The sequence below is a fragment of the uncultured Corynebacterium sp. genome (genome assembly GCF_945649885.1).
Taxonomy (GTDB): Bacteria; Actinomycetota; Actinomycetes; order Mycobacteriales; family Mycobacteriaceae; genus Corynebacterium.
The window spans coordinates 17,579-41,354 of record NZ_CALZFS010000008.1 but is presented as its reverse complement, the minus strand read 5'-3'; the positions used below and the strand labels follow the sequence as shown (position 1 = coordinate 41,354).

The 23,776-nt window shown below is 58.1% G+C and carries 21 protein-coding genes and 1 pseudogene; 10 read left to right on the top strand and 12 right to left on the bottom strand.

The genetic code is table 11. The features are described from left to right. Both Q0M74_RS01870 and recX read left to right on the top strand, forming a co-directional pair. Positions 1-354, top strand: a pseudogene (locus Q0M74_RS01870) (DNA recombination/repair protein RecA); the annotation flags it as partial. Between the two features lie 134 nt (positions 355-488). Next, entirely contained in the window at positions 489-1,127 is a 639-nt protein-coding gene (gene recX / locus Q0M74_RS01865) for a recombination regulator RecX (RefSeq protein WP_293951238.1), read from the top strand. 85 nt (positions 1,128-1,212) lie between these two features. On the opposite strand, the gene Q0M74_RS01860 is transcribed toward recX, so the two are convergent. From Q0M74_RS01860 to gluA, 4 genes are all read right to left on the bottom strand, one after another. Continuing rightward, entirely contained in the window at positions 1,213-2,037 is an 825-nt protein-coding gene (locus Q0M74_RS01860; protein WP_293951242.1) for an amino acid ABC transporter permease, read from the bottom strand. Between the two features lie 125 nt (positions 2,038-2,162). Next, positions 2,163-2,849, bottom strand: a complete 687-nt coding sequence (gluC, locus tag Q0M74_RS01855; protein WP_293951236.1) for a glutamate ABC transporter permease GluC — start codon at positions 2,847-2,849, stop codon at positions 2,163-2,165. A 107-nt stretch (positions 2,850-2,956) separates the two neighbouring features. Then, a complete protein-coding gene (gluB, locus tag Q0M74_RS01850; protein WP_293951235.1) occupies positions 2,957-3,844 on the bottom strand; it encodes a glutamate ABC transporter substrate-binding protein GluB in 888 nt (295 codons plus the stop codon). A 76-nt stretch (positions 3,845-3,920) separates the two neighbouring features. Further along, positions 3,921-4,649, bottom strand: a complete 729-nt coding sequence (gluA, locus tag Q0M74_RS01845) for a glutamate ABC transporter ATP-binding protein GluA (protein WP_293951240.1) — start codon at positions 4,647-4,649, stop codon at positions 3,921-3,923. Between the two features lie 449 nt (positions 4,650-5,098). Here gluA and miaB point away from each other — a divergent pair, with 449 nt between their 5' ends. Continuing rightward, a complete protein-coding gene (gene miaB / locus Q0M74_RS01840; protein ID WP_293951234.1) occupies positions 5,099-6,742 on the top strand; it encodes a tRNA (N6-isopentenyl adenosine(37)-C2)-methylthiotransferase MiaB in 1,644 nt (547 codons plus the stop codon). 192 nt (positions 6,743-6,934) lie between these two features. Beyond that, the gene (locus Q0M74_RS01835; RefSeq protein WP_293951230.1) at positions 6,935-7,618 is read left to right on the top strand and encodes an MFS transporter; all 684 of its coding nucleotides are present in this window, start codon (positions 6,935-6,937) and stop codon (positions 7,616-7,618) included. Here Q0M74_RS01835 and Q0M74_RS01830 read toward each other — a convergent pair. Both Q0M74_RS01830 and Q0M74_RS01825 read right to left on the bottom strand, forming a co-directional pair. After that, on the bottom strand, positions 7,615-8,703 hold the full coding sequence (locus Q0M74_RS01830) for a GNAT family N-acetyltransferase (RefSeq protein WP_293951229.1): 1,089 nt from the start codon (positions 8,701-8,703) through the stop codon (positions 7,615-7,617). The two genes, Q0M74_RS01835 and Q0M74_RS01830, sit on opposite strands and share 4 nt — an antisense overlap. 27 nt (positions 8,704-8,730) lie before the next feature. Then, complete coding sequence (locus Q0M74_RS01825) at positions 8,731-10,086, bottom strand: DUF349 domain-containing protein (RefSeq protein WP_293951227.1); 1,356 nt, start codon at positions 10,084-10,086, stop codon at positions 8,731-8,733. 200 nt (positions 10,087-10,286) lie between these two features. Between Q0M74_RS01825 and Q0M74_RS01820 the strand changes: the two genes are divergently transcribed. Both Q0M74_RS01820 and miaA read left to right on the top strand, forming a co-directional pair. Then, the gene (locus Q0M74_RS01820; RefSeq protein ID WP_293951225.1) at positions 10,287-10,922 is read left to right on the top strand and encodes a hypothetical protein; all 636 of its coding nucleotides are present in this window, start codon (positions 10,287-10,289) and stop codon (positions 10,920-10,922) included. A gap of 1 nt (position 10,923) precedes the next feature. Then, a complete protein-coding gene (miaA, locus tag Q0M74_RS01815; RefSeq protein WP_293951223.1) occupies positions 10,924-11,829 on the top strand; it encodes a tRNA (adenosine(37)-N6)-dimethylallyltransferase MiaA in 906 nt (301 codons plus the stop codon). A gap of 30 nt (positions 11,830-11,859) precedes the next feature. On the opposite strand, the gene Q0M74_RS01810 is transcribed toward miaA, so the two are convergent. After that, a complete protein-coding gene (locus Q0M74_RS01810) occupies positions 11,860-12,399 on the bottom strand; it encodes a hypothetical protein (protein ID WP_293951221.1) in 540 nt (179 codons plus the stop codon). Between the two features lie 210 nt (positions 12,400-12,609). Next, positions 12,610-13,368 (bottom strand): hypothetical protein, encoded by a 759-nt coding sequence (locus Q0M74_RS01805; protein WP_293951219.1) that lies wholly within the window; start codon positions 13,366-13,368, stop codon positions 12,610-12,612. Between the two features lie 209 nt (positions 13,369-13,577). On the opposite strand from Q0M74_RS01805, the gene hflX reads away from it, so the two are divergent. The 3 genes from hflX (at position 13,578) to Q0M74_RS01790 (ending at position 17,307) form a co-directional block, all read left to right on the top strand. After that, on the top strand, positions 13,578-15,140 hold the full coding sequence (gene hflX / locus Q0M74_RS01800; protein WP_293951217.1) for a GTPase HflX: 1,563 nt from the start codon (positions 13,578-13,580) through the stop codon (positions 15,138-15,140). A 116-nt stretch (positions 15,141-15,256) separates the two neighbouring features. Beyond that, positions 15,257-16,546, top strand: a complete 1,290-nt coding sequence (locus Q0M74_RS01795; protein WP_293951215.1) for a uracil-xanthine permease family protein — start codon at positions 15,257-15,259, stop codon at positions 16,544-16,546. A 230-nt stretch (positions 16,547-16,776) separates the two neighbouring features. Next, positions 16,777-17,307, top strand: coding sequence for a GyrI-like domain-containing protein (locus Q0M74_RS01790; protein WP_293951213.1), 531 nt, complete (start codon positions 16,777-16,779; stop codon positions 17,305-17,307). A gap of 86 nt (positions 17,308-17,393) precedes the next feature. Here Q0M74_RS01790 and Q0M74_RS01785 read toward each other — a convergent pair whose 3' ends face one another. From Q0M74_RS01785 to Q0M74_RS01770, 4 genes are all read right to left on the bottom strand, one after another. Further along, complete coding sequence (locus Q0M74_RS01785) at positions 17,394-17,663, bottom strand: HPr family phosphocarrier protein (protein ID WP_293951211.1); 270 nt, start codon at positions 17,661-17,663, stop codon at positions 17,394-17,396. Between the two features lie 178 nt (positions 17,664-17,841). Then, complete coding sequence (locus Q0M74_RS01780) at positions 17,842-19,902, bottom strand: fructose-specific PTS transporter subunit EIIC (RefSeq protein ID WP_293951209.1); 2,061 nt, start codon at positions 19,900-19,902, stop codon at positions 17,842-17,844. Between the two features lie 16 nt (positions 19,903-19,918). After that, positions 19,919-20,893 (bottom strand): 1-phosphofructokinase family hexose kinase, encoded by a 975-nt coding sequence (locus tag Q0M74_RS01775; RefSeq protein ID WP_293951207.1) that lies wholly within the window; start codon positions 20,891-20,893, stop codon positions 19,919-19,921. Continuing rightward, on the bottom strand, positions 20,890-21,711 hold the full coding sequence (locus Q0M74_RS01770) for a DeoR/GlpR family DNA-binding transcription regulator (RefSeq protein WP_293951205.1): 822 nt from the start codon (positions 21,709-21,711) through the stop codon (positions 20,890-20,892). Before Q0M74_RS01770 ends, Q0M74_RS01775 begins: the two co-directional genes overlap by 4 nt. Positions 21,712-22,044: 333 nt before the next feature. Here Q0M74_RS01770 and ptsP point away from each other — a divergent pair, with 333 nt between their 5' ends. Then, on the top strand, positions 22,045-23,742 hold the full coding sequence (gene ptsP, locus Q0M74_RS01765) for a phosphoenolpyruvate--protein phosphotransferase (protein WP_293951203.1): 1,698 nt from the start codon (positions 22,045-22,047) through the stop codon (positions 23,740-23,742). The last annotated feature ends 34 nt before the right edge of the window (positions 23,743-23,776 follow it).

Here is a 23,776-nt window from a genome sequence, read left to right as displayed (position 1 = left end):
AACAAGGTCTCCCCACCATTCAAGATTGCGGAGTTCGACATCATCTATGGCGAGGGCATCTCCCGTGAGTCCTCCGTTATTGACCTTGCAGTGGACAATGGCATTGCCAAGAAGTCCGGTTCCTGGTTCACCTATGAAGGTGAGCAGCTGGGACAGGGTAAGGAAAAGGCACGCCTGTTTCTCAAGGAAAACCAAGAACTCACAGACGAGATCGAAGAGAAAATCTTCAAGAAGCTCGGTGTTGGAAAGTATGCAAACGCTACTGACGACCTGAGCGATGATCCAGTGGAACTCATTCCGAATGTTGATTTCGATGATGAAGACGATGATGATGGCGGGTCCCCTGCAAACTAAGAAACAGCAGGGCGTATGTCACAGACGATAACACTGTAAGAACCTACCATCTGCAGGCGGTGTGCCGAGGACAATCCTCCCTGGCACACCGCCTGCAGTGGAATTTCTGCCACCACAGGAGGGCCCCACTTCCCATGACCAGGGATCATGATCGCACCGTGCACAGAGAAGAACTACAGGCACAGAAGTTAGAGAAGTTACGTATTGCCCTGGAAGAATTCACCGAGCGTCAGAATGCAGGGGAAACCAGTGGATTCTTTGACCATGAGGCAGAGGAAAAGAAGGCGACAGTCAGACGTCGTGCCCTCTTGCTTCTTGATCAACGAGCCCGCTCCCGCAGTGAGCTACATAAACGTCTGCTTGCGCTGGACTTCGAAGAGGAAATCATCAATGAGGTCCTGGGAGATCTCACCCGGGCAAAACTTATTGATGATGAAGCTTTTGCCCGGGAGTGGGTCCGCCAGCGGGCACAGCGTCGGGGGAAATCTGTCCGGGCTCTAGACATGGAGCTCCGTGATAAAGGGGTGGATTCCCAGACACGTGCGCTGGCATTGGAACAGATTGATTCTGATGATGAGCAGGAAACCGCTCGTGCCGTGGCGGAGAAGAAAGCCCGCAGTGAATCACGGATCCCAGAGGACCGTGCGGATTATGACAAGGCACTCAGGAGAATCATCGGTGCCCTTGCTCGTCGAGGTTTTCCTGCAGGACTGTCGATGGAGCTTTCACGCCAGGCTCTGGACAACCGTATTGCAGACCTGGAAAGCAACTAGCCAGAAGTTCTGGTCAGAAGAAAAATCCGGCCACTGCCCACCATGAAGGGGCAGTGGCCGGGAAGCCCTGATTCATCACCGTTGTCTACATCGGTGGGCCAGGGTACTTGACTTCCTTGTAATCAGGGTCGCGCCAATCAACATTGACATTGTCCTTGGTGTCCAAGCCTTGGTCGGGCTGTTCTGGAACCTTCGCGATGATGTTCTTACGGGCACGACCTGCACGTAGCTGGCGCTCGATGCGCTGAGCCAGTGCAGTCAGACCGAAGTTGATGAGGATCATGATGACGGCAACCACGGCCAAGGCCGCGAGATAGTTGCGGTTGACAGAAGCGGACTGGATACCGGAGCGGACAACTTCGATGTAGCCGATCTGGTAGCCCAGTGCGGAGTCCTTCAGGGCAATGACCATCTGCGCGATCAGTGCCGGGAGCATCGCGGCTACAGCCTGGGGGAGAAGGATTGACCAGGTGGTCTGACGGGCAGACAGGCCCAGTGCGATTGATGCTTCCCGCTGTCCCCTGGGCAGTGATGCGATTCCCGAGCGGAGGATTTCAGCGATGACGGAGCCGTTGTACATGGTCAGGCCGAAGACCACAGCCGCGAAAGCCAACTGGCTTGAGGGCACCATGTTGTAGCGGGCAAACATCTGGTAAGCGAAAATCATGAGGATCAGCACGGGGATCGCGCGGAAGGTTTCCACAATGATGGCGCAGAACCAGCGCAACACCCGCAGCTCGGAGATTCTGCCCAGTCCCAGGAGTGTACCCATGACAAGTGCCAGGATCACGGAGAAGACTGCAGACTTTAAGGTGCCCCAGAGGCCGGGGAGGATGTAGGTGGTCCATGTCTGGGAGTTGGTGAATGGACTCCACTTGGCTGCATCAAGCTGGCCATTTTCCAGCAGGATGCTGCCTGCCCAAAACAGGATGAGAAACGCCAGGATGATGGTGGTGGCGGTGATGATGAGGTTGAGTCGGCGTCCCTTGGGGCCGGGGGCGTCATAGAGAACTGTTGCGCGTGCGGAACTAGACATTATTTCTGTACCGCCATCTTCTCTGCGAGTTTGCCAAGCCCCAGACCCATGGGCAGGGTGAGGACCATGAATCCGAGCGCGAAGATCGCGAACACCACGAAGAGCATGTTGGCGTGGTTCTCAATGGTGGATTTCATCAGCAGGGAGGCCTCACCCACACCAATCACCGAGGCGATGGTGGTGTTCTTGGTCAAGGCGATCAGGGTGTTGCCGAGCGGGACAATTGCCGCACGAACAGCTTGCGGGAAGATGATCTGGCGGAAGATGTCGGTGAAACCCAGTCCGAGGGAGCGGGCGGCTTCTGCCTGACCAAAGTGCACCGTGTTGATGCCTGAACGCAGTGATTCAGCAACAAAGGATGAGGTGTAGAGGATGAAACCCAGTACTGCCAGCCTGAAATTATTGTCCGTCAGGAAGGTTGAGCTGTCGCGTGAGGCAAGCGACATACCCAGGTTCTGATACAGACCGAAGGAACAGAACAGGATTACCAGAGTCAGAGGGGTGTTTCGAACGGTATTGATATATGCCGTGGACAGGGTGCGCAGAATCTTCACCGGTGACACTCTCATCGCGGTGAGGATGGTGCCAAGAATCACTGCTCCGATGGCGGAGTAGAAGGTGAGTTTGATGGTCACCCAGAATGCTGGAAGAAGCGACGGACCCAGATCCGCCCACAATGTACTCATGGGAAAGTTCTCCTCGCTAAGGAATGAGGTCTAGAAAGAAATAGCGTGGCGCCCCTGGGGGTTTCAGGAGCGCCACGCATTGGTATCAGGCGTCTAGCCCCTGCGGGTCAGTCATCGAGGAAGGAGAGGTCACCAGGGGTGCCCTCTTCAACCACCACGGAATCCTGGCCGAGGTTCTCGGTGAGGAAGCGCTGGAAGGAGCCGTCGGCGTACATGCGCTCGAGTGCTGCGTTGACAGCATCGGTTGCCTCGGTGTCGTCCTTGGTCAGGCCGATGCCGTAGTACTCGTTGGTGAATGGCTCGCCATCCTGCTCCATCTCCACCACGCGGAACTCGCCTTCATACTGCTGGGAGTAGCCGAAGAGGATGGTGGCGTCGGTGGTCATGGCATCGACGTTGCCCTGGTTCAGTGCCTCCACACAGGAGGAATAGGTGTCATATTCCTGGAGCTGGACTCCGGGAAGGACGTCCTTGACCTTCTGCGCAGGGGTGGAGCCGGTGACGGAGCAGAGGATGAGGCCATCTTCGAGGTCTTCGAGGGTCTCGATGCGGTCATCGTCTTCGCGGACCAGCAGTGCCTGGTGGGTGAGCAGGTAGGGTCCACCGAAGTTCACGGACTCGGAACGGCCCGGGTTGATGGAGTAGGTCGCGGAGATCAGGTCCACCTCGCCATTCTGAATGAGGGTTTCACGCTGGGCGGATGGGGTTTCACGCCACTCAACGGATGGGTGGTCCCAGCCGTTTTCATCAGCGATGGAGTTAACCACGTACTGGGCGACATCAACATCCAGGCCGCTCATGGAGTTGTCCGGGTTGCGGAGGCCGAGGCCCGGCTGGTCATACTTGGTGCCGAGCGTGACATTTCCGTTTTCAATGGCTGAAAGCAGGCCTTCGCCACCGTCGCTGGAATCACCACAGGCGGTGAGGGTGACGCCGGTGAGTGCAGCTGCGCTGGCAATAGCGGCGATTCGAGTGATCATGCGCTTATTCGACATGGTTGCTCCTGATGTGTGTGATCGCTGATTTAAGGCCAGCGGTGGTGAGGATGACGTTCAAGGAAGGAAAAGGGAATTAGTGGGCGAGGATCTTGCCCAGGAAGTCCTTGGCTCGATCGGTCTGGGGGTTGGTGAAGAAGGATTCCGGGTTGGAGTCCTCCACGATGGCGCCGTCGGACATGAAAAGCACACGGTCAGCGGCTTTACGTGCGAATCCCATCTCGTGGGTGACGCACACCATGGTCATGCCTTCCTTGGCCAGGCTGGCCATGACGTCCAGGACCTCATTGACCATCTCAGGGTCGAGGGCGGAGGTTGGTTCGTCAAAAAGCATGATCTTCGGGTTCATCGCCAGTGCGCGGGCGATCGCCACGCGCTGTTGCTGTCCACCGGACAGCTGTGCCGGGTATTTTTCCGCCTGGTTGGCGATGCCGACGCGTTCCAACAACTTCATCGCGAGGTCGGAGGCCTCGGACTTCTTCATCTTGCGCACCTTGATGGGGCCCAGGGTGACATTGTCTTTGATGGTCAGGTGCGGAAACAGGTTGAAGGACTGGAAAACCATCCCCACGTCAGCCCGGAGCTTGGCCAGCCCCTTGCCTTCCTCTGGAACAATCTCACCATCGATTTCGATGGTGCCCTCCTCGATGGTTTCGAGGCGGTTGATTGTGCGGCACAAGGTGGATTTTCCTGAACCGGATGGGCCTAGTACGACAACAACCTGCCCTGCAGGAACCTCAAGATTGATGTCCGTGAGTGCTTGGAAGTCATCAAAGAACTTCTGCACTCCCGTCATCTTGATCATCTGATGGTTTGTGGTCTGCGTCATAGCAATAGCATAGGGCAGTGTTGGCTCATGTGGGTGCGTATTCTGTGAATGAGTCCATTTTGAAATCTGTTTTGTGATGATATGTGGGTTTTCCCAGCTCATTCAGGGGGTAAATGGGGGGACTTTCCCCGTTTCTGTCCGATATAATTATCTATCGCTCAATAGGTAAATGTCTGCTAAGGGTGCATGTTATGTGTGCCATGCCTGATTTCGGGGTGGTGTGAGAGTGTGGTCGGCGCAATCGATATCTCATCAGGGGGAGGGATGACTGTGGGGATGGTCAATATTTAGTATGGGGAGAAACTACCGGTTGATCATATGGAACATGGGCATTTTCGAGATGATGAGCCACCGCTGTCCCAAATCCAACACTCTTCGAACAGCCGTTTATGTCAGTTGACGCCTGCCCGATACAATATGCACCCGTGACGCAGCAGATGAATACCCAGCAGACAAACACCAATCCCAGCCAGAACACCATCCAGCCAGGAAATGTTGAAACGGGCTCCACAACAGACTCCGGAGCACTGACCCTCACGGCTGATGGTGCAGGCGGGGCGGGCAGCACTGCTGCGCGTACCTATGAGGTCCGAACCTTCGGATGCCAGATGAATGTGCATGACTCTGAACGTCTCTCCGGCCTTTTGGAAGAGGCCGGCTATGTTTCAGTCGACGTGGAGAAGACCCCGGATCTCATCGTCTTCAACACCTGCGCGGTCCGTGAGAACGCGGATAAGCGTCTCTATGGAACCCTGGGCAATCTGCGTGCGGTCAAGGATGAGAATCCGGGCATGCAGATTGCAGTGGGTGGCTGCCTAGCGCAGAAGGATAAGGACACCGTAGTCAAGAAGGCTCCCTGGGTGGATGTTGTTTTCGGCACCCACAACATCGGGTCCCTGCCAACGCTGCTCAACCGTGCCGCCCACAACAGCAGGGCAGAGGTGGAAATTGTCGATTCTCTCGAGCAGTTCCCCTCAGTTCTTCCCGCCAAACGCGAATCCGCCTATGCCGGTTGGGTCTCTGTCTCTGTCGGCTGCAACAACACCTGTACCTTCTGCATCGTCCCGGCGCTGCGCGGTAAGGAACAGGACCGTCGTCCAGGTGACATCCTTGCGGAGGTGCAGGCCCTGGTTGACCAGGGTGTCTCCGAGGTGACTCTGCTGGGCCAGAACGTCAACGCCTATGGCGTGAACTTCGTGGATCCGGAATTGGAGCGGGACCGCTCGGCCTTCTCCAAGTTGTTGCGTGCCTGTGGTGATATCGAGGGGCTGGAGCGTGTTCGTTTCACCAGCCCTCACCCGGCTGAGTTCACCTCCGATGTCATCGACGCGATGGCAGAGACCCCGAATATCTGCCCGCAGCTGCACATGCCGCTGCAGTCAGGTTCGGACAAGGTGCTCAAGGAGATGCGTCGCTCTTACCGTTCCACCAAGTTCCTCGCCATTCTTGATGAGGTCCGCGACAAGATTCCGCATGCCTCCATCACCACTGACATCATTGTCGGTTTCCCGGGTGAGACTGAGGAGGATTTCCAGGCGACCCTGGATGTGGTGGAGAAGGCGCGTTTCACCTCTGCCTACACCTTCCAGTACAGCCCACGGCCAGGTACTCCTGCTGCGGAATATGAGGATCAGGTCCCCAAAGAAGTGGTTCAGGAACGCTATGAGCGACTGATGGTACTCCAGGAGCGCATCTGCGAAGAGGAGAATCAAGCCTTCCTCGGTCAGACTGTGGAACTGCTCGTTCAGGCAGGTGGTGGACGTAAGAATGATGCCACCAAGCGCATGAGTGGCCGCGCTCGCGATGGTCGCCTTGTCCACTTCGCCCCAGAGGGCAATATCGATGGCGAGGTCCGTCCAGGCGATGTCATCACCGTTGATGTCACTGAAGCTAAGCCATTCTTCCTGATCGCTGATTCCGGTGTGCTCACCCACCGACGCACCCGGGCCGGGGATAATTCCGCTGTTGGTCAGGTGCCCACGACCGCACCGATCGGTGTCGGTTTGGGTCTGCCGCAGATCGGTGCGCCGGCTATGACCTCGGCCCCGGAAAATGCCTGCGGCATCTGATAGCAACCGGCTGCTGTGATATCCCCGTGTCTCCCCCACTTACTTCTCTGATCCTTGAAGGCAGGGATGAGTGCAGGGGAGCGCGGGGATAGTTGTGTGGCGGGAGCATGTGGGCAGTGCCACCAAGTGGAGCAGGTCAGATTAAACGGACTACGATGAATTACCGAAGCCAACGAGGAGATGAACAGTCAAGTGAGTGAACAGAAGCTGAGTGCTAAAGAGCTGGCCGCCATGGAGAAGGACGCTGCCAAGACTCTGGAGCTGGGCAGCAAAAAATGGTACCTGATTGCGGCGGTCGCCTTGTATGTGGTGTCGCTGGCACTGCCACATGTCCGTGGTGTTGCGGGCTGGCAGGTGCTCTTCCTCACCGACACCGCCTCTGATGCCGGCATCCGACTTGCTGAGTATGTGTTCTACATCCTGGGCGCGATCGGTGTCTTCCTCTTCAGCCTGGGCACCGTCACCCTGAAACGTACCTGGATGGCGTGGGTTGCCTGGTTCTTCTCATGTGTCACCTTGGTGTATGCCGTGCTTGCGATTTGGATGCGTCAGACAACCACCAACACCGACAATACTTTCGTCAACGTCGGAATGATGGTGGCCACGGTCGCTGCGATCGCTGCTGTGTGGGGCCTGTCCAACACCATCCTCGCACGCAGTGAGCGACAGTGGGAGCTGGTGGAAATGCGCGCTGCACACGAAGATGTTGACAGTGTCGCTGCGACACAGCGTGACCTGCTGCGCCAGCAGCAGAACGATCCGGAGAACAACCCGCTGCTTATCGACGACCGCCGTGCCCGCGTGACCCGCCGTCGTGAAGCAACTCGCGGTGAGCAGGACACACCGGAAAAGACCTCAGGGGAGGAGAGCTCCTAGAGCTTCTTCTCCCACAGGGTTGTCCGGGACATCTCCCGGGCGCCGAGAGCGCGGTTGATCGCCAGCATTGCCTGGTTGTCAACCGCGTTTGACGTTGCCACACGTAGCACCTGTGGGTGCTGAGCCTGCAATAAATCCAGGCAGGCAAGTTTCACGGACCGTCCCAGATTGCGGCCCCGTGCCCGGGGATGCACGATGGTCAATCCCTGTTCCGCAGCATCTGGATTGGAACCGGGCGGTAGGGATGCGGTGGAAAAGGCCACCACCCCCTCGTCATCGCTGAAGACCGCGGTCACCAGCTGGGCACCGGTTTTCCTGATCCTCTCAGACTGTTGTGCCAACCTGCGCGGTGACCACTGCGTGGGATTGGTGGTCAGAGCACCGTGGGGGACGTCGGTGGCGGCGATATCCTGAAGTTCGACAATTCCTCCGATGAGGGAATCCGGGAAGTCTGTACCGAGGATCTGATGCTCCCTCAGTCCCAGGACTTCCACTGATTGTCTTTCCTGTGGGCACTCAGCTAGCTCCAGAACCTGTTGGATCTCTTCATGCGCCTTGATATACCTGGCATGTGCCAGCAGGGCACAATAGTCACAGTCTGTCACTTCACCTGACGGGTGCATGTGGGCGGTGTGGAAGATACGACGCTGCCAGGGGTGGTCGGCTGCCGTGTGTTCACCGTGGGTGAGGAGGGTCTGGATGACTTCGGTAGCCTCCGGAGAGAGCTCCTGTCCGGGGAGGGGTTGGTGGCCTGCGTCCAGGACGATCTCCAGGCTTGCGGAGTGCTGATCATCAATGAGCGGGAGGTTGATTTTCACCCAGCCTTCAGCCTCGATATAGGGCTCATCCACATCAGGGGGCAGCGTGGCTCTGAGTGGCACCTCATCATCAAGGGTGGCCACATGAAGCTGTGAGACAAGTTCGGTGGAGCCCGCCAGGTCTGTGATGATGCGTTCCACAGAAACGGACACATCCCGGTTGCCTGAGGTTTCCTGAGCGGCGAGATTGGACATGAACACAAAAGCGCGGACCTGATCGGCTGGCTCCTCGCCAGCGACCGGGTCCGCAATTTTTAAGATCTTCAAGTGTGAAACCTGGATTCTCAGGGGTTCTTAGAGCTGATCTACGGCTTCATGGGCGGTCTTGGCCCACTCAGACCACTGTGCCGCCTGGGCACGCAGCTTCTCAGCCTTCTTGGAGTTGCCCTTGGCTTCTGCCACATCTGCCTGAGCGTTGAAGTCATCAGCCTTGGCGGTGAACTGGTCAGCACGTGCCTGTGCTTCTGGGTCGGTGCGACGCCACTGGCTCTCCTCAGCTTCAGCGACACGCTTTTCCAGGGCGCCGATCTTATCCTCGAAGTCGCGGACCTGTCCACGTGGGACGTAGCCGATCTCCTCCCACTTCTCCTGCAGTTCGCGGAGCTTGGAGCGGGCACCGGCGAGGTTCTTGGAAGGATCAATCTGGGAGTCGTACTCGACCAGCAGGGCGTTCTTGGCTGCGGCGTTGTCTTCAAATTCCTGGTCGCGTTCCTTGGCCACCGCGTTGCGCTTGTCAAAGAAGAAGTCCTGGGCACCCTTGAAGGCGGCCCACAGCTTGTCATCGATCTCACGTGGTGCACGGCCGGCGGCCTTCCACTCCTGCATGAGATCACGGAATGCGCGGGCGGTGTCATTCCACTCAGTGGATTCCTTCAGCGCCTCGGCACGCTCGACAAGCTTTTCCTTCAGGTTGCGGGCAGTGACACGGCCACGGTCCAATTCCGCGAAGTGGGCTCCACGGCGACGGTTGAAGGAGTCACGGGCACGGGAGTAACGCTTCCACAGCTCGTCATCGGTCTTGCGCTCGATGCCATGGATGGACTTCCATTCATCCAGGATGGTGCGGATACGGTCACCGGCACCCTTCCAGTCGGTGGAGTTCTCAGCGATCTCCTCGGCTTCGGTGGCCAGTGCTTCCTTGCGTGCGACGGCTTCTTCGCGGCGCTTGGCCTTCTCTTCCTTGGCACGCTCATTGGCTACCGCTGAGGAGTCCACAATCTTGGACAGGCGGGCATCCAGTGCATCCAGGTCACCGATGGCGGCGACAGTGGGCAGGGAGTTCTTGATCTCCTCGGCTTTGGCACGGATGGAGTTAGCATCCTCCGGGTGGGAGCTCAGGCGCTGCTCGAGAAGCTCCACCTCGGTGGCCAGATCCTCAAAACGGATTCCGTAGTGGGCCAGGCCCTCCTCCGGAGTGCCGGCCTGCCAGGAACCGATGAGACGTTCGCCGGCAGAGGTGGTGACATAGGCGGAGCCGTCTGCTTCCACACGACCAAACTTGGAAGGGTCATTGGTCCTGGACACAGGTACCGGTGTCACAATCGCAGCGGGCTGTGCGCCCTTGACTGCTGATTGAGCACCAGGGCGAGGCCCGGGCCTTGGGCCTGGCTTTGGGGCGGAGGTGGAGCTGGAAGTCTGGTTCTCAGTCATGTGCGTCGGTCCTCATCACTTGCATTGTCGTAGCCGCGCGCCACGGCTGCCGAAAGTCGAATTACGTTATACAAACATACCGTGTGTACCCAGGGGTGTCAGGCGTATAGGGTGCACTATCCCGCATAGTCCCACCTCATTGCTACCTCCGATGTGCCCTGGGGCAGGTTGCACACTCAGGTCGCGCTAGGGTGGGAGCTGTGAAAACAACGCTCATCATCATGCCTGGAAGCCCCGCGCTCGTCGGTGAGTTGGCACCTGCAGATGCCGTCGGAGCAACTCTGCTCCAGCAGATCAGATCACTTTTCGGCCAGTACCTGGCAGGAAACAACCTGCCTGTTGATCTTGTGGGATCACGTGCTGATGCCTGGCATACAGCTCATCCAGGTAGTTTCCGGGCTTGGGGCGCACCCCAGATCCAACTAAGTGGGGGCTCGCACCTGCCGGAACTGATCCAGCGTTATGCGCTGGGCGATGAGCTTGAGCCACGGGTACGTGCGGTGGGTGAGAATCTGGCGTTGATAAGCGCTGGAGCGCTCACCGTGGTCGCGTTGGACGGATCTACCGGGCTGACCCCGCGCGCACCGTCATCGCTTGTCGCCGGCGCTGCTGACGTTGATCAGTGGTGCCGCAACCTGCTGGCGGGAGAGCCGGATTCCATGAGTGAAGAGGAATTGGCTGCCGGTGCCGTACGCGAACCTGGGTTGTGGCTTGAATTAGCCCAGCTTGTGAGAAAGGTGGAGTCAGCGGAGTTGATTGCTGCGGACACCTCGCACGGTGTGGGCCGATATGTGGCGGTATGGACTATTGACGTGGAAGAAAAAGAGGAATCATAAGATGGTGACACCCATTGCCGTTGTCGGCCCCACGGCATCAGGAAAATCAGCCCTGGGCATCGCGCTGGCGAAAAAACTTGACGGTGAAGTGGTCAACGTGGATTCCATGCAGCTCTACCGTGGTATGAATATCGGCACCGCGAAACTGACGCCGGAGGAACGTGAGGGTGTCCCACACCACCAGCTTGATGTCCTCGAGGTCACAGAAACCGCATCGGTGGCCCGTTATCAACAGGAGGCGGTTGCTGATGTGGAAGGGATCATGGCACGCGGCAAAACGCCGATCCTGGTGGGTGGCTCCATGCTGTACGTGCAGTCCCTGGTCGATGACTGGCAGTTCCCACCCACAGATCCGGAGGTCCGGACGAGGTGGGAAAACCGTCTTGCTCAGATCGGTGTGACGGCACTTCATGCTGAACTGCAGGCACAGGATCCACAGGCTGCAGCAATCATTGAAAACAACGACCCCCGACGCACCGTGCGTGCCCTGGAAGTCATTGAATTGACCGGACAGCCCTTCCAAGCAAGCCAGCCGCCCAAGAATGCCGCTCCCCGCTGGGGGACTCAGATCCTGGGTCTGCGCACCACCTCGGAATGGTTGAACCCCCGCATTGAACTGCGTACATCCTTGATGTTTGATCAGGGTTTTGTTGATGAAGTCAAGGGCCTGGTCAAGAACCAGGGGTTGATATCAGATTCAACGGCAGGTCGTGCCATTGGCTATGCCCAGGTACTTGACGCGCTGGCCGGAACCCTCACATGGGATGAGGCTGTAGAACGCACCGTCACCGGCACACGCCGTTATGTCCGCCGCCAACGAGCCTGGTTCAACCGCGACCACCGCATCTCCTGGCTGGATGCCGCCGGGGACGTCACCACACAGGCGCTCGAAACCCTGGACCTCTGACAGATCCCCGCAGGGGCCACGGTGCTGGTATCAGTTCAGCCCGTAGTCACGGCCCAAGCGGTGGGCCGCCTTGCGGGCAGACAACCAGGACTCCCGCAGCTCCAGAGCGCGCTCATCGGTAACCCGCAACAGACCTTCCAACTGGGGCACCGTGGGACTGGAATTCAGACGGACATTGAGACGTCCGAGAAAGCGATGGGCATTCGACAGCTCAAAGTGGAATTTTTCAATGGCGGGATCATTACAGTCCGGATCAGCCAGTGCCGGGCGGTGGAGAGTACGGTCCGCCAGGGCATCAGCATCAGTGCTATTGATGTAGTTGTCCCACTCCTCCTGCACCTCGGCGATCTCATCAGCGGATAATCGGATCGAGGTCATCAGGGAGGACACCTCGGGGGAGATGGGGCGAAGTCGGGTGAAGGAGAACACGGTAGCAACAATCAGGCCCGCCAGGATCACGCCGGGAACCTTTAGCCACAAAACCAAAATCAGACAGCAGAATCCGATGAGTGCGAGTGGCCACCGGGAAGCAGGTGGGCCACCATTCTCAAAAGGCGTCAGGTCTGACATCGGCTGGTCCTGATCTTCAATGGGAAAAATGTGGGGGTCATCTTCAGAGTAACCGTGATATTTCAACGATGCACAAGAACTTTGCACTTGTTGTGCAAGATTTGCATGAGAAATCCGTGATGAATAACAAACCACCCCACAACATCAGATTAATTCTGATGCTGTGGGGTGGTGCTGTCTAAAAGAGAAGCTTAAACATAGCTGGTGGGACTAGTGTCCACCGCAGCCACAGGAACCGGAGCCGCAACCACCACCGCCACCGCAGCCACCGCCACCGGCCTGAGGAATCACCGATGCGGTGAGCATGATCTTGCCGGAGATGATGGAATCCCGCGCCGGGAGTTCCTCTGCGTCCGGGAGGCAGAGATCGAAGGCGAAGAAGCCGTCAACGGTGGCGTGGATGAACCGCTGGCCGGTCAATGCATTGATGCGGTATTCAGAGGAGAGCACGCGGGCGGAGAACTCTGCGGAGGCATCCGGGATGCTGGCGCCGCTACCACTGGACACCTGAAGCGCACCCTCAGACACCAGCATGCCGACAACCTCACCACCATTGAGGAGGTACTCATCCGCATTGGCGTGGATATCCACGTCCATGCCCAGCGCTGTGACAGCCAGCATCTGCCAGCGCTGAAGAGGTTCATCAACCAGGAGAGGGCCCTGCGCCAGGTTGGCGGTGACGGTGGTGACATTGTTGCCAAAGGGATCGATGATGTCGATCAGCGCCAGGACATCATTGATCATGCTGACGTGGCCATAGGCCACCGTGCTGGAGGTGAAACCCGCATAGGTGGCAAAAGGCTCAACAGCCAGGATGTTGATCTGGGCGCCGGAATCATCAGAGAACTGGATGAGCTGGCCACCACGGACCTCGCCCGTTACCTCAAGACGCTCCGAGGCGATGGCCGCCTCCACTGCATCCTGCCAGCGGACGAAGTCCATTCCGATACTCTTCAGGTCATTAGTCATGCGCAATAGTCTATCCCGAGGGCCAACCCGGAGTCACGTTGACTTTCCCCATCCACAGGAACCGTGCCCAGACAGTGTTCTAGAGCATATTCAAGACAGAATCAGGGGGAGTGTTGTGATGGGAATGCTGATCGAAGACAGGTTTGATCGCTAGCAGCGTTGCTCAACCTCTGGCTTCCCAGGTCAGGAACGTGGAACAATGGTTGACAATGGATGAAAAGAAGAAGAATAATCATGAGGACCTCCTCGCCGAAGCTTTCCACGACCATGTGAAGCAGCCGGCAGTGACGGAAACCACCGGTTTTGACCTCACCGGACTGATCCGCAGCGACGAAGCCCCTTCTGTGGGCGAACTCGACCTTGAAGACCGCGATGCCAGCAGGCGCCGTGAAACCACCATTCACTCTGATGACGCAGCCGATATCTATGAGGTTGAATACCGAAAACTCCGTCTGGAGCGGGTCATCCTCGTCGGTGTGTGGACTGAAGGCACCACCGCTGAAATTGATGCGAGCCTGGCGGAACTGGCTGCCCTTGCCGATACTGCTGGAGCAGAAGTCATTGATTCGCTCTATCAGAAACGTGACAAGCCGGATCCAGGCACCTATATCGGTTCCGGCAAGGTCCGTGAGCTCAAGGAGATCCTGGAAGCCACCGGTGCCGACACGGTTGTCTGTGATGGTGAACTCAGCCCCTCCCAGCTGGTGGCACTGGAACGTGAACTCAACATCAAGGTCATTGACCGCACCATGCTGGTTCTGGATATCTTTGCCCAACACGCTAAGTCCCGGGAGGGTAAGGCACAGGTGGCGCTGGCACAGATGGAATATCTGATCAGCCGTGTGCGTGGTTGGGGCGGCAGCCTGTCGCGTCAGGCAGGTGGCCGTGCAGGTTCCAATGGTGGCGTGGGTCTTCGTGGACCGGGTGAGACCAAGATCGAGGCGGACCGTCGTCGTCTGCGCTCCGACATGGCACGCCTGCGCCGCGAACTCTCCGGCATGGATACCGCGCGCAGCGTCAAACGCTCACAGCGTTCAGCATCACTGGTTCCGCAGATCTCCATCGCCGGTTATACCAACGCTGGAAAATCCTCCCTGATCAATGCCATGACAGGTGCAGGTGTGCTGGTGGAGGACGCGCTCTTTGCCACCCTGGACCCGACTACACGTAAGGCAGAACTTGCCGATGGACGCCACGTGGTGTTCACCGACACCGTCGGTTTCATCCGACACTTGCCGACATCACTGGTCGAGGCCTTCAAATCCACCCTTGAAGAAGTGGTGGAGTCTGATCTCATGCTGCATGTGGTTGATGGGTCTGACCCCTTTCCGCTGAAGCAGATTGAAGCGGTGAATACAGTGATCAGTGACATTGTTCGCACCACCGGGGAAACCCCACCGCCGGAGATCATCGTGGTGAACAAGATCGACCAGGCTGATCCACTGACCCTGGCCGAACTACGCCACGCCATTGATGATGTGGTGTTCGTCTCCGCGTTGACAGGGGAGGGGATCAAGGAGCTGGAAGCCCGCATTGAGCTGTTCCTCAACTCCAGGGACACCCACCTGCTGCTGCGGATCCCCTTCACCCGTGGTGACATCATCTCCCGCCTGCACGAGCACGGCACCGTGTTGTCAGAGGAGTACGCCGAGGATGGAACCCTCATCGATGTGCGCATCCCCGCGCAGCTGGCCAGTGAGCTGAAACAGTTCATAGTTGACCGTGACGAGGTTTCCCAAGAGTCAACCGGTGAGGAAAAACCAGCCGGTTAACACCGAAACTCCTGGGATCAACGGGGGCGAACTGACCTGATCGGGTTATAACGATCTGCGTACAAAAAGCCCCTCGATTTCCCAAGAGGGGCCTTAGTCAAAGATAATGAACGTTCGTGACTTCAACTTGGGGATGGACCGTCCACGGAGACGGTAAAAAGATCGAACCCGGCGCAGTAGTTGCTCCACGTGAGCGCCTGAGCTGGGGTCGTACAATCGGCATTGGAATGCAGCACGTTATCGCCATGTTCGGCGCAACGCTGCTGGTTCCCACACTCACCGGATTTCCGGTCAACACCACCTTGCTGTTCTCTGGCCTGGGAACAATCATGTTCCTGCTCATCACCAGGAACCGCCTTCCTTCCTACCTCGGCAGCTCCTTTGCCTTCATCGCACCGCTGACCGCCACACAGGCACAAGGCATCGGCGTGCAGATGGGTGGTGTCCTCGTCGCCGGCCTGGTGCTCATCGCTGTGGGCTTCCTGGTGAAGGCAGCCGGTCGACGCGTCATTGACGCTGTCATGCCACCCACGGTCACCGGTGCCATCGTCGCACTGATCGGCCTGAACCTGGCACCCACCGCTGCCAGCAACTTCCAGGTTCAGCCACTGGTGGCCACGGTGACCCTCATGGTGACCCTGATCGCCACCGTCGCCGGCCGTGGAATGGTCGCCCGCCTGGGTATCCTCATCGGTGTGGTTGTCGGCTGGGTCTTTGCTGCTGTGACCGGAAACCTGGCAGAGGGCTCTGTGGGCACCATCCGGGAATCCGCCTGGATTGGACTGCCACAGTTCCATTCCCCTGAGTTCCAACTATCCGCCATCTTGGTGACACTACCTGTGATCATCGTCCTCATCGCGGAAAACGTCGGACACGTCAAGGCTGTGTCAGAAATGACCGGGGAGAATCTTGATGACCTTGCCGGAGATGCCTTGATCGCTGATGGTCTGGCAACCTCTGTTGCCGGTGGCCTGGGTGGTTCAGGCACCACCACCTATGCAGAAAATATTGGCGTCATGGCGGCTACCCGTGTCTATTCCACCGCCGCCTACTGGGTGGCGGCCTTCACCGCCATCGCACTGGCCTTCATCCCTAAGTTCGGTGCTCTGATCTTCACCATCCCTGCAGGTGTGCTGGGTGGTGCAACCCTGGTTCTCTACGGCCTCATCGGCATGCTGGGTATCCGCATCTGGCAGGACAACAAGGTCAATTTCAACAACCCGGTCAACCTGACCATGGCTGCCGTTGCACTGGTGGCCGGTATCGGGAACCTGACCCTGTCAGTATTCGGTGTCACCCTGGAGGGTATCGCCTGGGGCTCAGTGGGCATCATGGTGCTCTACCCGGTTATGAAGTGGCTGTATGTCACCATGGGTGAGGGCAAGGGCGCAAAATTCTATAATTAGATCCTGCTGGTCAGTGGTACTTGGGTGGGGTTTGGGTGTTCCTGTGGTGAAAATTCAGTGGTATTTCAGTTCCATTCGAAGCACCAAGGGGTGTACTCTGCTTTTTCAACAGCTTTCCCGACCCCCTCATCCGTACACGGCTGACAGCGGGGGAGGTCTGTACATAGATAGAATCCACATTGAGAGTTCAGAAGACCCCAGACGCACCATCTACCTGAGGAATTTCACCATTGTTGACTGATACCCAGTTTGAAAAGATCCCTGCCCATGACATTGTCGGCATCCGGGTCATCCTTCATCCGGAGGAACTCACCGAACTCTACGACCGCGGCTGTGATGAGATCCTCAAGATGTTGAAGGTCGAAGGAATTGAGCCGGTGGGCACTGCCCGGGCCTATTACTTCGGGGAGATCTCAGACACTGTGGATATTCTCGTTGGCTTTCCTGTGGGCCCAGAGCAGGCTGAGACCCTGAGGCGGGGAGCGCTCAGTCAATCCGGCGGTGATATCGACGATGTCGCGCTTCACCACTTCCGTGGCATGAAGGTCTTCCACAGCCGTCATACCGGCGCCTATGAAGGTCTTGAGCAGACCTGGACCAAGGCCTTCCATGACATTGAATCCATGGGTTGCAAGCTGCCCACCAACACTGTCGGTTGGGAGGAGTTCATGAGTGATCCGGCCCTACCCACCCCGGTGGATGAGTTGATCACAGATGTCTATGTTCAGGTCTGTCATGCACCTGAACACTCCATGCAGTGATGCCCGCCGCGTTAAGAGCATGAAAATATCCCCCGGTTTCCTTGTTTGAAGGAGAGCGGGGGATATGTTGTTGAGAGGGGAAGAAACTACTCCGCGTCGAGATCCTGCTCGATCATGGAAGCGATCTTCTCCACTGCTTCGGCATTGTCAGAGGTTACGGTGACCTGGTCACCGTGCTCTGCGCCCAGGGCCATGATCATCAGGGATGAGGAGGCGTCGGTTTCCTCATCATCATCGGAGCCGACAAGGGTCAGCAGGATCTCATCATCGAACTCTGCTGCGGCCTCGGCGATGAGGGACGCCGGGCGGGCGTGCAGGCCTACGGAGGAACCGACGGTAACGGTCTTTGATGCCATGAAAATGTCCTTTCGCAGTGCCAGAATCTCAGTATTGATCTTCTGGCATTCTATCGTCGGGCCACGCACTCATTCTGTGGGATGGTGGGACCTCGGAGTTGGTGTCTTTCAGTCTAGTGACGTCGGGGTTGCGCTGCCACGGCAGGTGGTGTTTAAAGCAGAAACAGTGACAACTGGTTTACACGGTGACTGGAACCTCCTGCTTGGAGGCTGCTTCAACCGCCTTGTTCGGCCAGAACTGCTTGAGCGCAATCACCGCGATGGTGGAGACAATCGTGCCGGCGATCAGAGCGAGCAACCAACCCCACCAGGGTTCGATTGCCCAGACCACGAAGATGCCGCCGTGGGGAGCACGGGAGCCGACACCGAATGCCATGGAGATAGCACCGGTGGTGGCACCACCGAGCATCATCGACGGGATCACACGCAGCGGATCAGCGGCGGCGAAGGGGATGGCACCTTCAGAGACGAAGGCAAGTCCCAGAAGCCAGGAAGATTTTCCATTTTCCTGTTCTGCCGGGGTGAACAGCTTTTTGCGCAGCAGAGTGGCAATCGACATCGCCATCGGTGGAACCATGCCGGCTGCCATGATGGCAGCCATGATCTCCATGGATGCCTGATCACCGGTGGATAGACCTGCAGTACCAAACAGATAGGCCGCCTTGTTCACAGGCCCGCCGAGGTCGAAGCACATCATCAGACCCAGGATCACACCAAGCAGCACCGCGGAGGACCCAGACATGGAGCTCAGCCAGTCCTGAAGGGTGATCATGATCCATGCCAGTGGACGGCCCAGCAGGAAGAACATCACCAGACCGACAACAGTGGAAGTCAACAGCGGAATGATGACCACGGGCATGAGCGATTGAACGACCCGGGGAACCTTCCAGGAACCGATCCACATCGCCACCAGGCCGGCCAGGATACCTGTGACCAGACCACCGATGAAGCCTGCGCCGATGGTGACCGAGATGGCACCGCCGACAAAACCCGGCGCGATGCCCGGACGTCCGGCCAGTGCGTAGGCCGTGTATCCAGACAGTGCCGAGACGATGAAGCCCATGGCTCCCTGGCCGGTGGCAAAGAGGACAGCACCGAGGTAGAGCAGGAAACCGGAGCGGGAGAACTCCATGGTTTCGCCATTAACCTCAATGGAATTGCCCGGCAGGTTGGTCAGTGAGTGATCAGCAACGATGGCGGACCACGCATTGGACATGTCATAGCCGCCGAAGAGGAAACCCAGGGCCAGCAGGAGTCCACCGGCTGCCACGAAAGGCACCATATAGGACACACCGGTCATCACTGCCTGCTGGATCCGTTTGCCCCAGCCCAGGGAGGCGCCGGAATCCTCGGTGGTGCCTGCTGCTCGGGTGCCTGACACCTGTCGCGCATTCGGGTTGCGAGCTGCTGCGACAGCCTCATCGAGCATCTTTTTCGGCTCATTGATGGCTCGTTTGACGCCTGATTCAATCACGGGTTTCCCGGCGAAGCGTTCACGGTCCTTCACACCCACGTCAGTGGCGAATATCACTGCATCAGCCTGCTCAATCAGTGCAGGATCCAAGGGGGTGACCGCGGAGGAACCTTGGGTTTCCACATGGAAGACCACATCATCGCGGGTATCGGCAGTCTGTTTGAGGGAATCTGCGGCCATGTAGGTGTGTGCGATGCCGGTGGGGCAGGCGGTGACGGCAATGATGCGGGTGACACCGTTGCTGCTGCTTTGCGACGCTGCCTCGCTGCCAGTTGTAGCCTCAGCCACAGTGGTGGGTGCCGGCTGCTTGGGTGGGGGATTGAGGACAGCATCTACCAGTGCAACGATCTCCTCTTCCGTCTGGGCGGTGTTGAGCGCTTCGATGAAATCCTTCTTCACCAGATTGCGTGCCAGCTTGGACAGGATCTTCAGGTGTTCCTTGCCACCACCTGCGGGAGCGGCGATGAGGAAGACAATGCTGGCATCGCCGTCCGGACCACTGAAATCAACCGGATTGCCCAGTCTGGCAAAGGCTAGTGTGGCTGTCTCCACGGATTCAGAACGACAGTGGGGAATGGCCACCCCACCCGGAACACCGGTACCGGATTTCTCCTCACGTGCCAGGGCATCTGCCGCCAGGGCCTCTGCGGAACTGGCACGGCCGGCAGCATGGACAACAGCAGCAAGATTATTAATGACCTCGGTGGTGCTGCTACCGAAATCAACATCCAACCTCACCAAATCGGTAGTGATGACGTTATTCATGATTGGGGATCTCTTCCTAAACAACTTTGCTGATCTTCGCACCAACACTGGTGACCTGATCAGGACGTGGGATTGTGGTGCCCGGCAGCGCTGCGGCAGCCGAACCATAGGAGACAGCCTGGATCACGGAATCTGCAGGGGACAGACCACGTGAGCAGGCAAGAATAAAACCGGCAAGGGCACAATCTCCCGCCCCCACTGTCGACACCGCTGAGATCTTAGGGGTTGATGCCACCCAGGCACCCTCAGCGTTAACCAACACCGCCCCGACATCACCCAGAGTCACCAGAACCTGCTCAATGCCACGTTCCACCAGCCTGGAAGCTGATGTGATGATGGGTGCGAACTCACCGCCACGGGCACGCTCCTCCAGATCTTGACCATCCACACCGACCAACTGCCCCAACTCCAAACTATTGGGTTTGATCAGGTTGGGCGCAGCACCCGGTTTCTCCAGGTGGAGACCCACCTCACGCAGCGGAGCATCGGAGGTATCCACCGCCACCCGGGTGGTCGGACTTTTTTCATGGATAAGCACAGTCAGCTGGGAGTACCAGTCCACCGGAACTCCCGGAGGCAGTGACCCTGCCAGCACCACCCAGGTGACTTCGGGGGACACGGCGTCGATAAGCATCTTTTCCAGGGCTTCAATGTGCTCAGGACTCAACGGCGCGCCGGGACCATTGAGCTTGGTGGTCGTACCATCAGGTTCCGTTACAGTGGTGTTGGTACGGACATTATTCGGGATCCGAACCGTCGTGATTGGGAAACCGATCTCATTGACCAAAGGCACGAACGGGTCCAACTGACCAGCCGGAAAAAGAGCCTGTGTCTCCTCACCGGCGAGAAACACCGCATGGGCGACATTGATACCTTTGCCACCGGCGACCGCCGTGACGGTATCCAGACGCTGCACAGCACCACGGGTCAACTTATCACCCAGCGCAAGGGTCGAATCGATGCTGGGATTGGGGGTTAATGTGACAATCAAGGGGTTACCACCTGGAGATGATCGTGAGCGGACAGAAAAATAAAAGCAGGATCAGAGACAGCACAATCAGTCACCACAACATCAACCTCCGCAATATCACCGAAAACCGTGCCCCTGTGCTGGTCTAGACCCGCAGCAGGTGTTAAACACACGGTGGTGCCAGCATGAGTGAGCATGGCGCGCCGGGTTGCTCCGGCATGAGGATCAATGCTGGTCAAACTCTGAGATTCAATGATCCCGTCGGGACAGAGGAAAGCGATGTCAGCACGCAGAGCGGTGATCATCGCAACTGCCCGGGGGCCGGTTAAAGACTGGCTCTGCGTGGAAAGACGCCCACCAACCATCCCGATGCGGGGCATTCCCGCACGGGCCAGGATGATGCCTGCACCGGGAGAGGTGGTGACCACCGTCCAGTTGTGCTCCTCATACATCGAGGCCAGAATCCCCGCCAGGGAGATTGCGGCAGGTCCGGAATCAAGAAAAATACTCCGGGTTCCAGGCTGTATGAGGGTGGCCGCGGCGTGCGCCAGTGCCAACAGGGCCGGCGTCGGAGGGTGATCAGGGATCGCGATGGACCCACCGGATAGGCCGGTCGCTGTCCGTGTGGAGATGTTCTGCGGGGGGATGGCACCTCCATGGACACGTTCCACCAAGCCGCGGTCTTCCAGACTGCGGAGATCACGGCGGATGGTTTCTGAGGTGACATGGAAATGCTCGGCGAGCATCCCCACGCCGACCCGTCCTGTCGGGGACAGGAGGGAAATGATCTCCTGATGACGGTGGTGCGCAGAAACCATGTCCACCTCCGCGGGGGTCATGTGGCTTGATGAAAGGGAAACAACCGGAAGTTCTATGTGGAAAAATCTGTGGTTCAGATGTTTCCGCTGGACAACTGCACTATCCAGCCCTAAATGTATCCTGGATCACTATGATGGAAGTGTCCTGGGAAACTGGGAAATCGCCTGCGTGACAGGTGAAGTCCAATCTTGTGGCGTGGATCGCAGAATGTGATTTCTGTGACCCTCCATCATCAATTTATGTTGTTATGTGTTTGCTTGTCAATAGGTTTATGTTGGATTTGTTGCACAACTGTTGATTTTGTGATGATCTTTAGGAAGAAAAAATCCCTGATGTGAGGATAGGTGGCTACCATGGCCGATGTGAGTCATGACACTGAATTTAAAGGCACGGGCGTTGTCGGGGGAATCCGCTACGCTGACGCCGTATGGATCAGCCCACGCCCGGAGCTGCCCCAGGCTGGGGAAGTGATCCCGGAAGAAGGTCGGAATGCGGAACAGGCTCGTTTTGACACGGCTGCGGAAACCGTGTCCGGCCGTCTGTTGCGTCGCTCTGAAGCTGCAACCGGGCCCGCTGCCGAAGTGCTGAAAGCCACCGCCGGAATGGTCAATGACCGCGGTTGGCGCAAGGCAGTTGCCAAGGGGGTGAAGGGGGGACATCCGGCGGAATATTCCGTGGTGGTAGCCACCACGAAATTCATCGACATGTTTGAAAAAGCCGGTGGCATCATTGCAGAACGCACCACTGACCTTCGCGACATCCGTGATCGAGTCATCGCGGAACTCCGTGGTGAAGCCGAACCGGGACTGCCGGCAGTTGATGGTCAGGTCATCCTGTTTGCTGATGACCTTTCACCGGCTGATACCGCTGCACTGGATACCGACCTCTTCGTCGGACTGGTGACAGAACTGGGTGGGCCCACCAGTCACACAGCGATCATCGCCCGACAGCTTAACGTGCCCTGCATCGTAGCCACCGGTACGGGCATCAAAACCATCACGAGTGGAACGAAGGTGCTTATCGACGGCTCCCTCGGAACCATCACCCTCAACGCCGAGGAGGCGGAAGCCACCGCCCTGGTGGAGGAGTCCGCAGCACGCGCAGCCAAGATCGCCGAATGGCGTGGCCCGGCACAAACCCGTGACGGCCACCGGGTGCAGCTGCTTGCCAACGTCCAGGATGGTGTGACCTCACGCAAGGCCGCCACCACCGAAGCAGAAGGTATCGGCCTCTTCCGCACGGAACTGTGCTTCCTCTCCGCCACGGAAGAACCCTCGGTGGATGAGCAGGCAGCGATCTACGCGCAGGTGCTGGAAGCCTTCCCAGAATCAAAGGTGGTTGTCCGCTCCCTGGACGCCGGCTCTGACAAGCCGGTCCCCTTCACCTCCATGCCCGATGAGATGAACCCCGCCCTGGGAGTGCGTGGCCTGCGCATCGCACGGGGCAATGTCGAACTTCTCGAACGCCAGCTTGATGCCGTGGCACAGGCAGCCACTGACCTAGGTCGTGACGAGAACGCACCCACCTGGGTGATGGCTCCCATGGTCGCGACCTCTGATGAGGCACAGTGGTTTGCGGACATGTGCCGTGAGCGGGGCCTGGTAGCGGGTGCCATGATCGAGGTGCCGGCGGCAGCGCTGATGGCGGACAAGATCATGCCGCACCTGGACTTTGTCTCCATCGGGACCAATGACCTCACCCAGTACGCCATGGCGGCGGACCGCATGTCCCCTGAGCTGGCCTACCTCACGGATCCATGGCAGCCCGCCGTGCTGCGCCTGATCAAGATGACCTGTGATGAAGGAAAACGTCAGGATGTACCGGTCGGAATCTGTGGCGAGGCCGCCGCGGATCCACTCCTGGCTGTTGTACTCACCGGACTGGGTGTTGATTCCCTGTCCGCGGCCTCAACTGCCCTGGCAGCCGTGGGCGCTCAACTCGCCGAGGTGGATCTTGACACCTGCAAGAAAGCAGCTGACGCAGCCCTTGACTCCCCGGGTGCCACTGAAGCCCGGGACGCGGTACGTGCGCTAGTAGAAGCAGCCCACTAGCAACAACAAAACCGTCCAATTCAGGAGTTTCTCT

Coding starts and splice junctions, on each gene's coding strand:
- recX (WP_293951238.1), top strand. CDS start 489: ATGACCAGGGATCATGATCGCACCGTGCACAGAGAAGAACTACAGGCA.
- gluC (WP_293951236.1), bottom strand. CDS start 2,849: ATGAGTACATTGTGGGCGGATCTGGGTCCGTCGCTTCTTCCAGCATTC.
- gluB (WP_293951235.1), bottom strand. CDS start 3,844: ATGTCGAATAAGCGCATGATCACTCGAATCGCCGCTATTGCCAGCGCA.
- gluA (WP_293951240.1), bottom strand. CDS start 4,649: ATGATCAAGATGACGGGAGTGCAGAAGTTCTTTGATGACTTCCAAGCA.
- Q0M74_RS01825 (WP_293951227.1), bottom strand. CDS start 10,086: ATGACTGAGAACCAGACTTCCAGCTCCACCTCCGCCCCAAAGCCAGGC.
- miaA (WP_293951223.1), top strand. CDS start 10,924: ATGGTGACACCCATTGCCGTTGTCGGCCCCACGGCATCAGGAAAATCA.
- Q0M74_RS01810 (WP_293951221.1), bottom strand. CDS start 12,399: ATGTCAGACCTGACGCCTTTTGAGAATGGTGGCCCACCTGCTTCCCGG.
- Q0M74_RS01805 (WP_293951219.1), bottom strand. CDS start 13,368: ATGACTAATGACCTGAAGAGTATCGGAATGGACTTCGTCCGCTGGCAG.
- hflX (WP_293951217.1), top strand. CDS start 13,578: ATGGATGAAAAGAAGAAGAATAATCATGAGGACCTCCTCGCCGAAGCT.
- Q0M74_RS01785 (WP_293951211.1), bottom strand. CDS start 17,663: ATGGCATCAAAGACCGTTACCGTCGGTTCCTCCGTAGGCCTGCACGCC.
- Q0M74_RS01780 (WP_293951209.1), bottom strand. CDS start 19,902: ATGAATAACGTCATCACTACCGATTTGGTGAGGTTGGATGTTGATTTC.
- Q0M74_RS01770 (WP_293951205.1), bottom strand. CDS start 21,711: ATGACCCCCGCGGAGGTGGACATGGTTTCTGCGCACCACCGTCATCAG.
- ptsP (WP_293951203.1), top strand. CDS start 22,045: ATGGCCGATGTGAGTCATGACACTGAATTTAAAGGCACGGGCGTTGTC.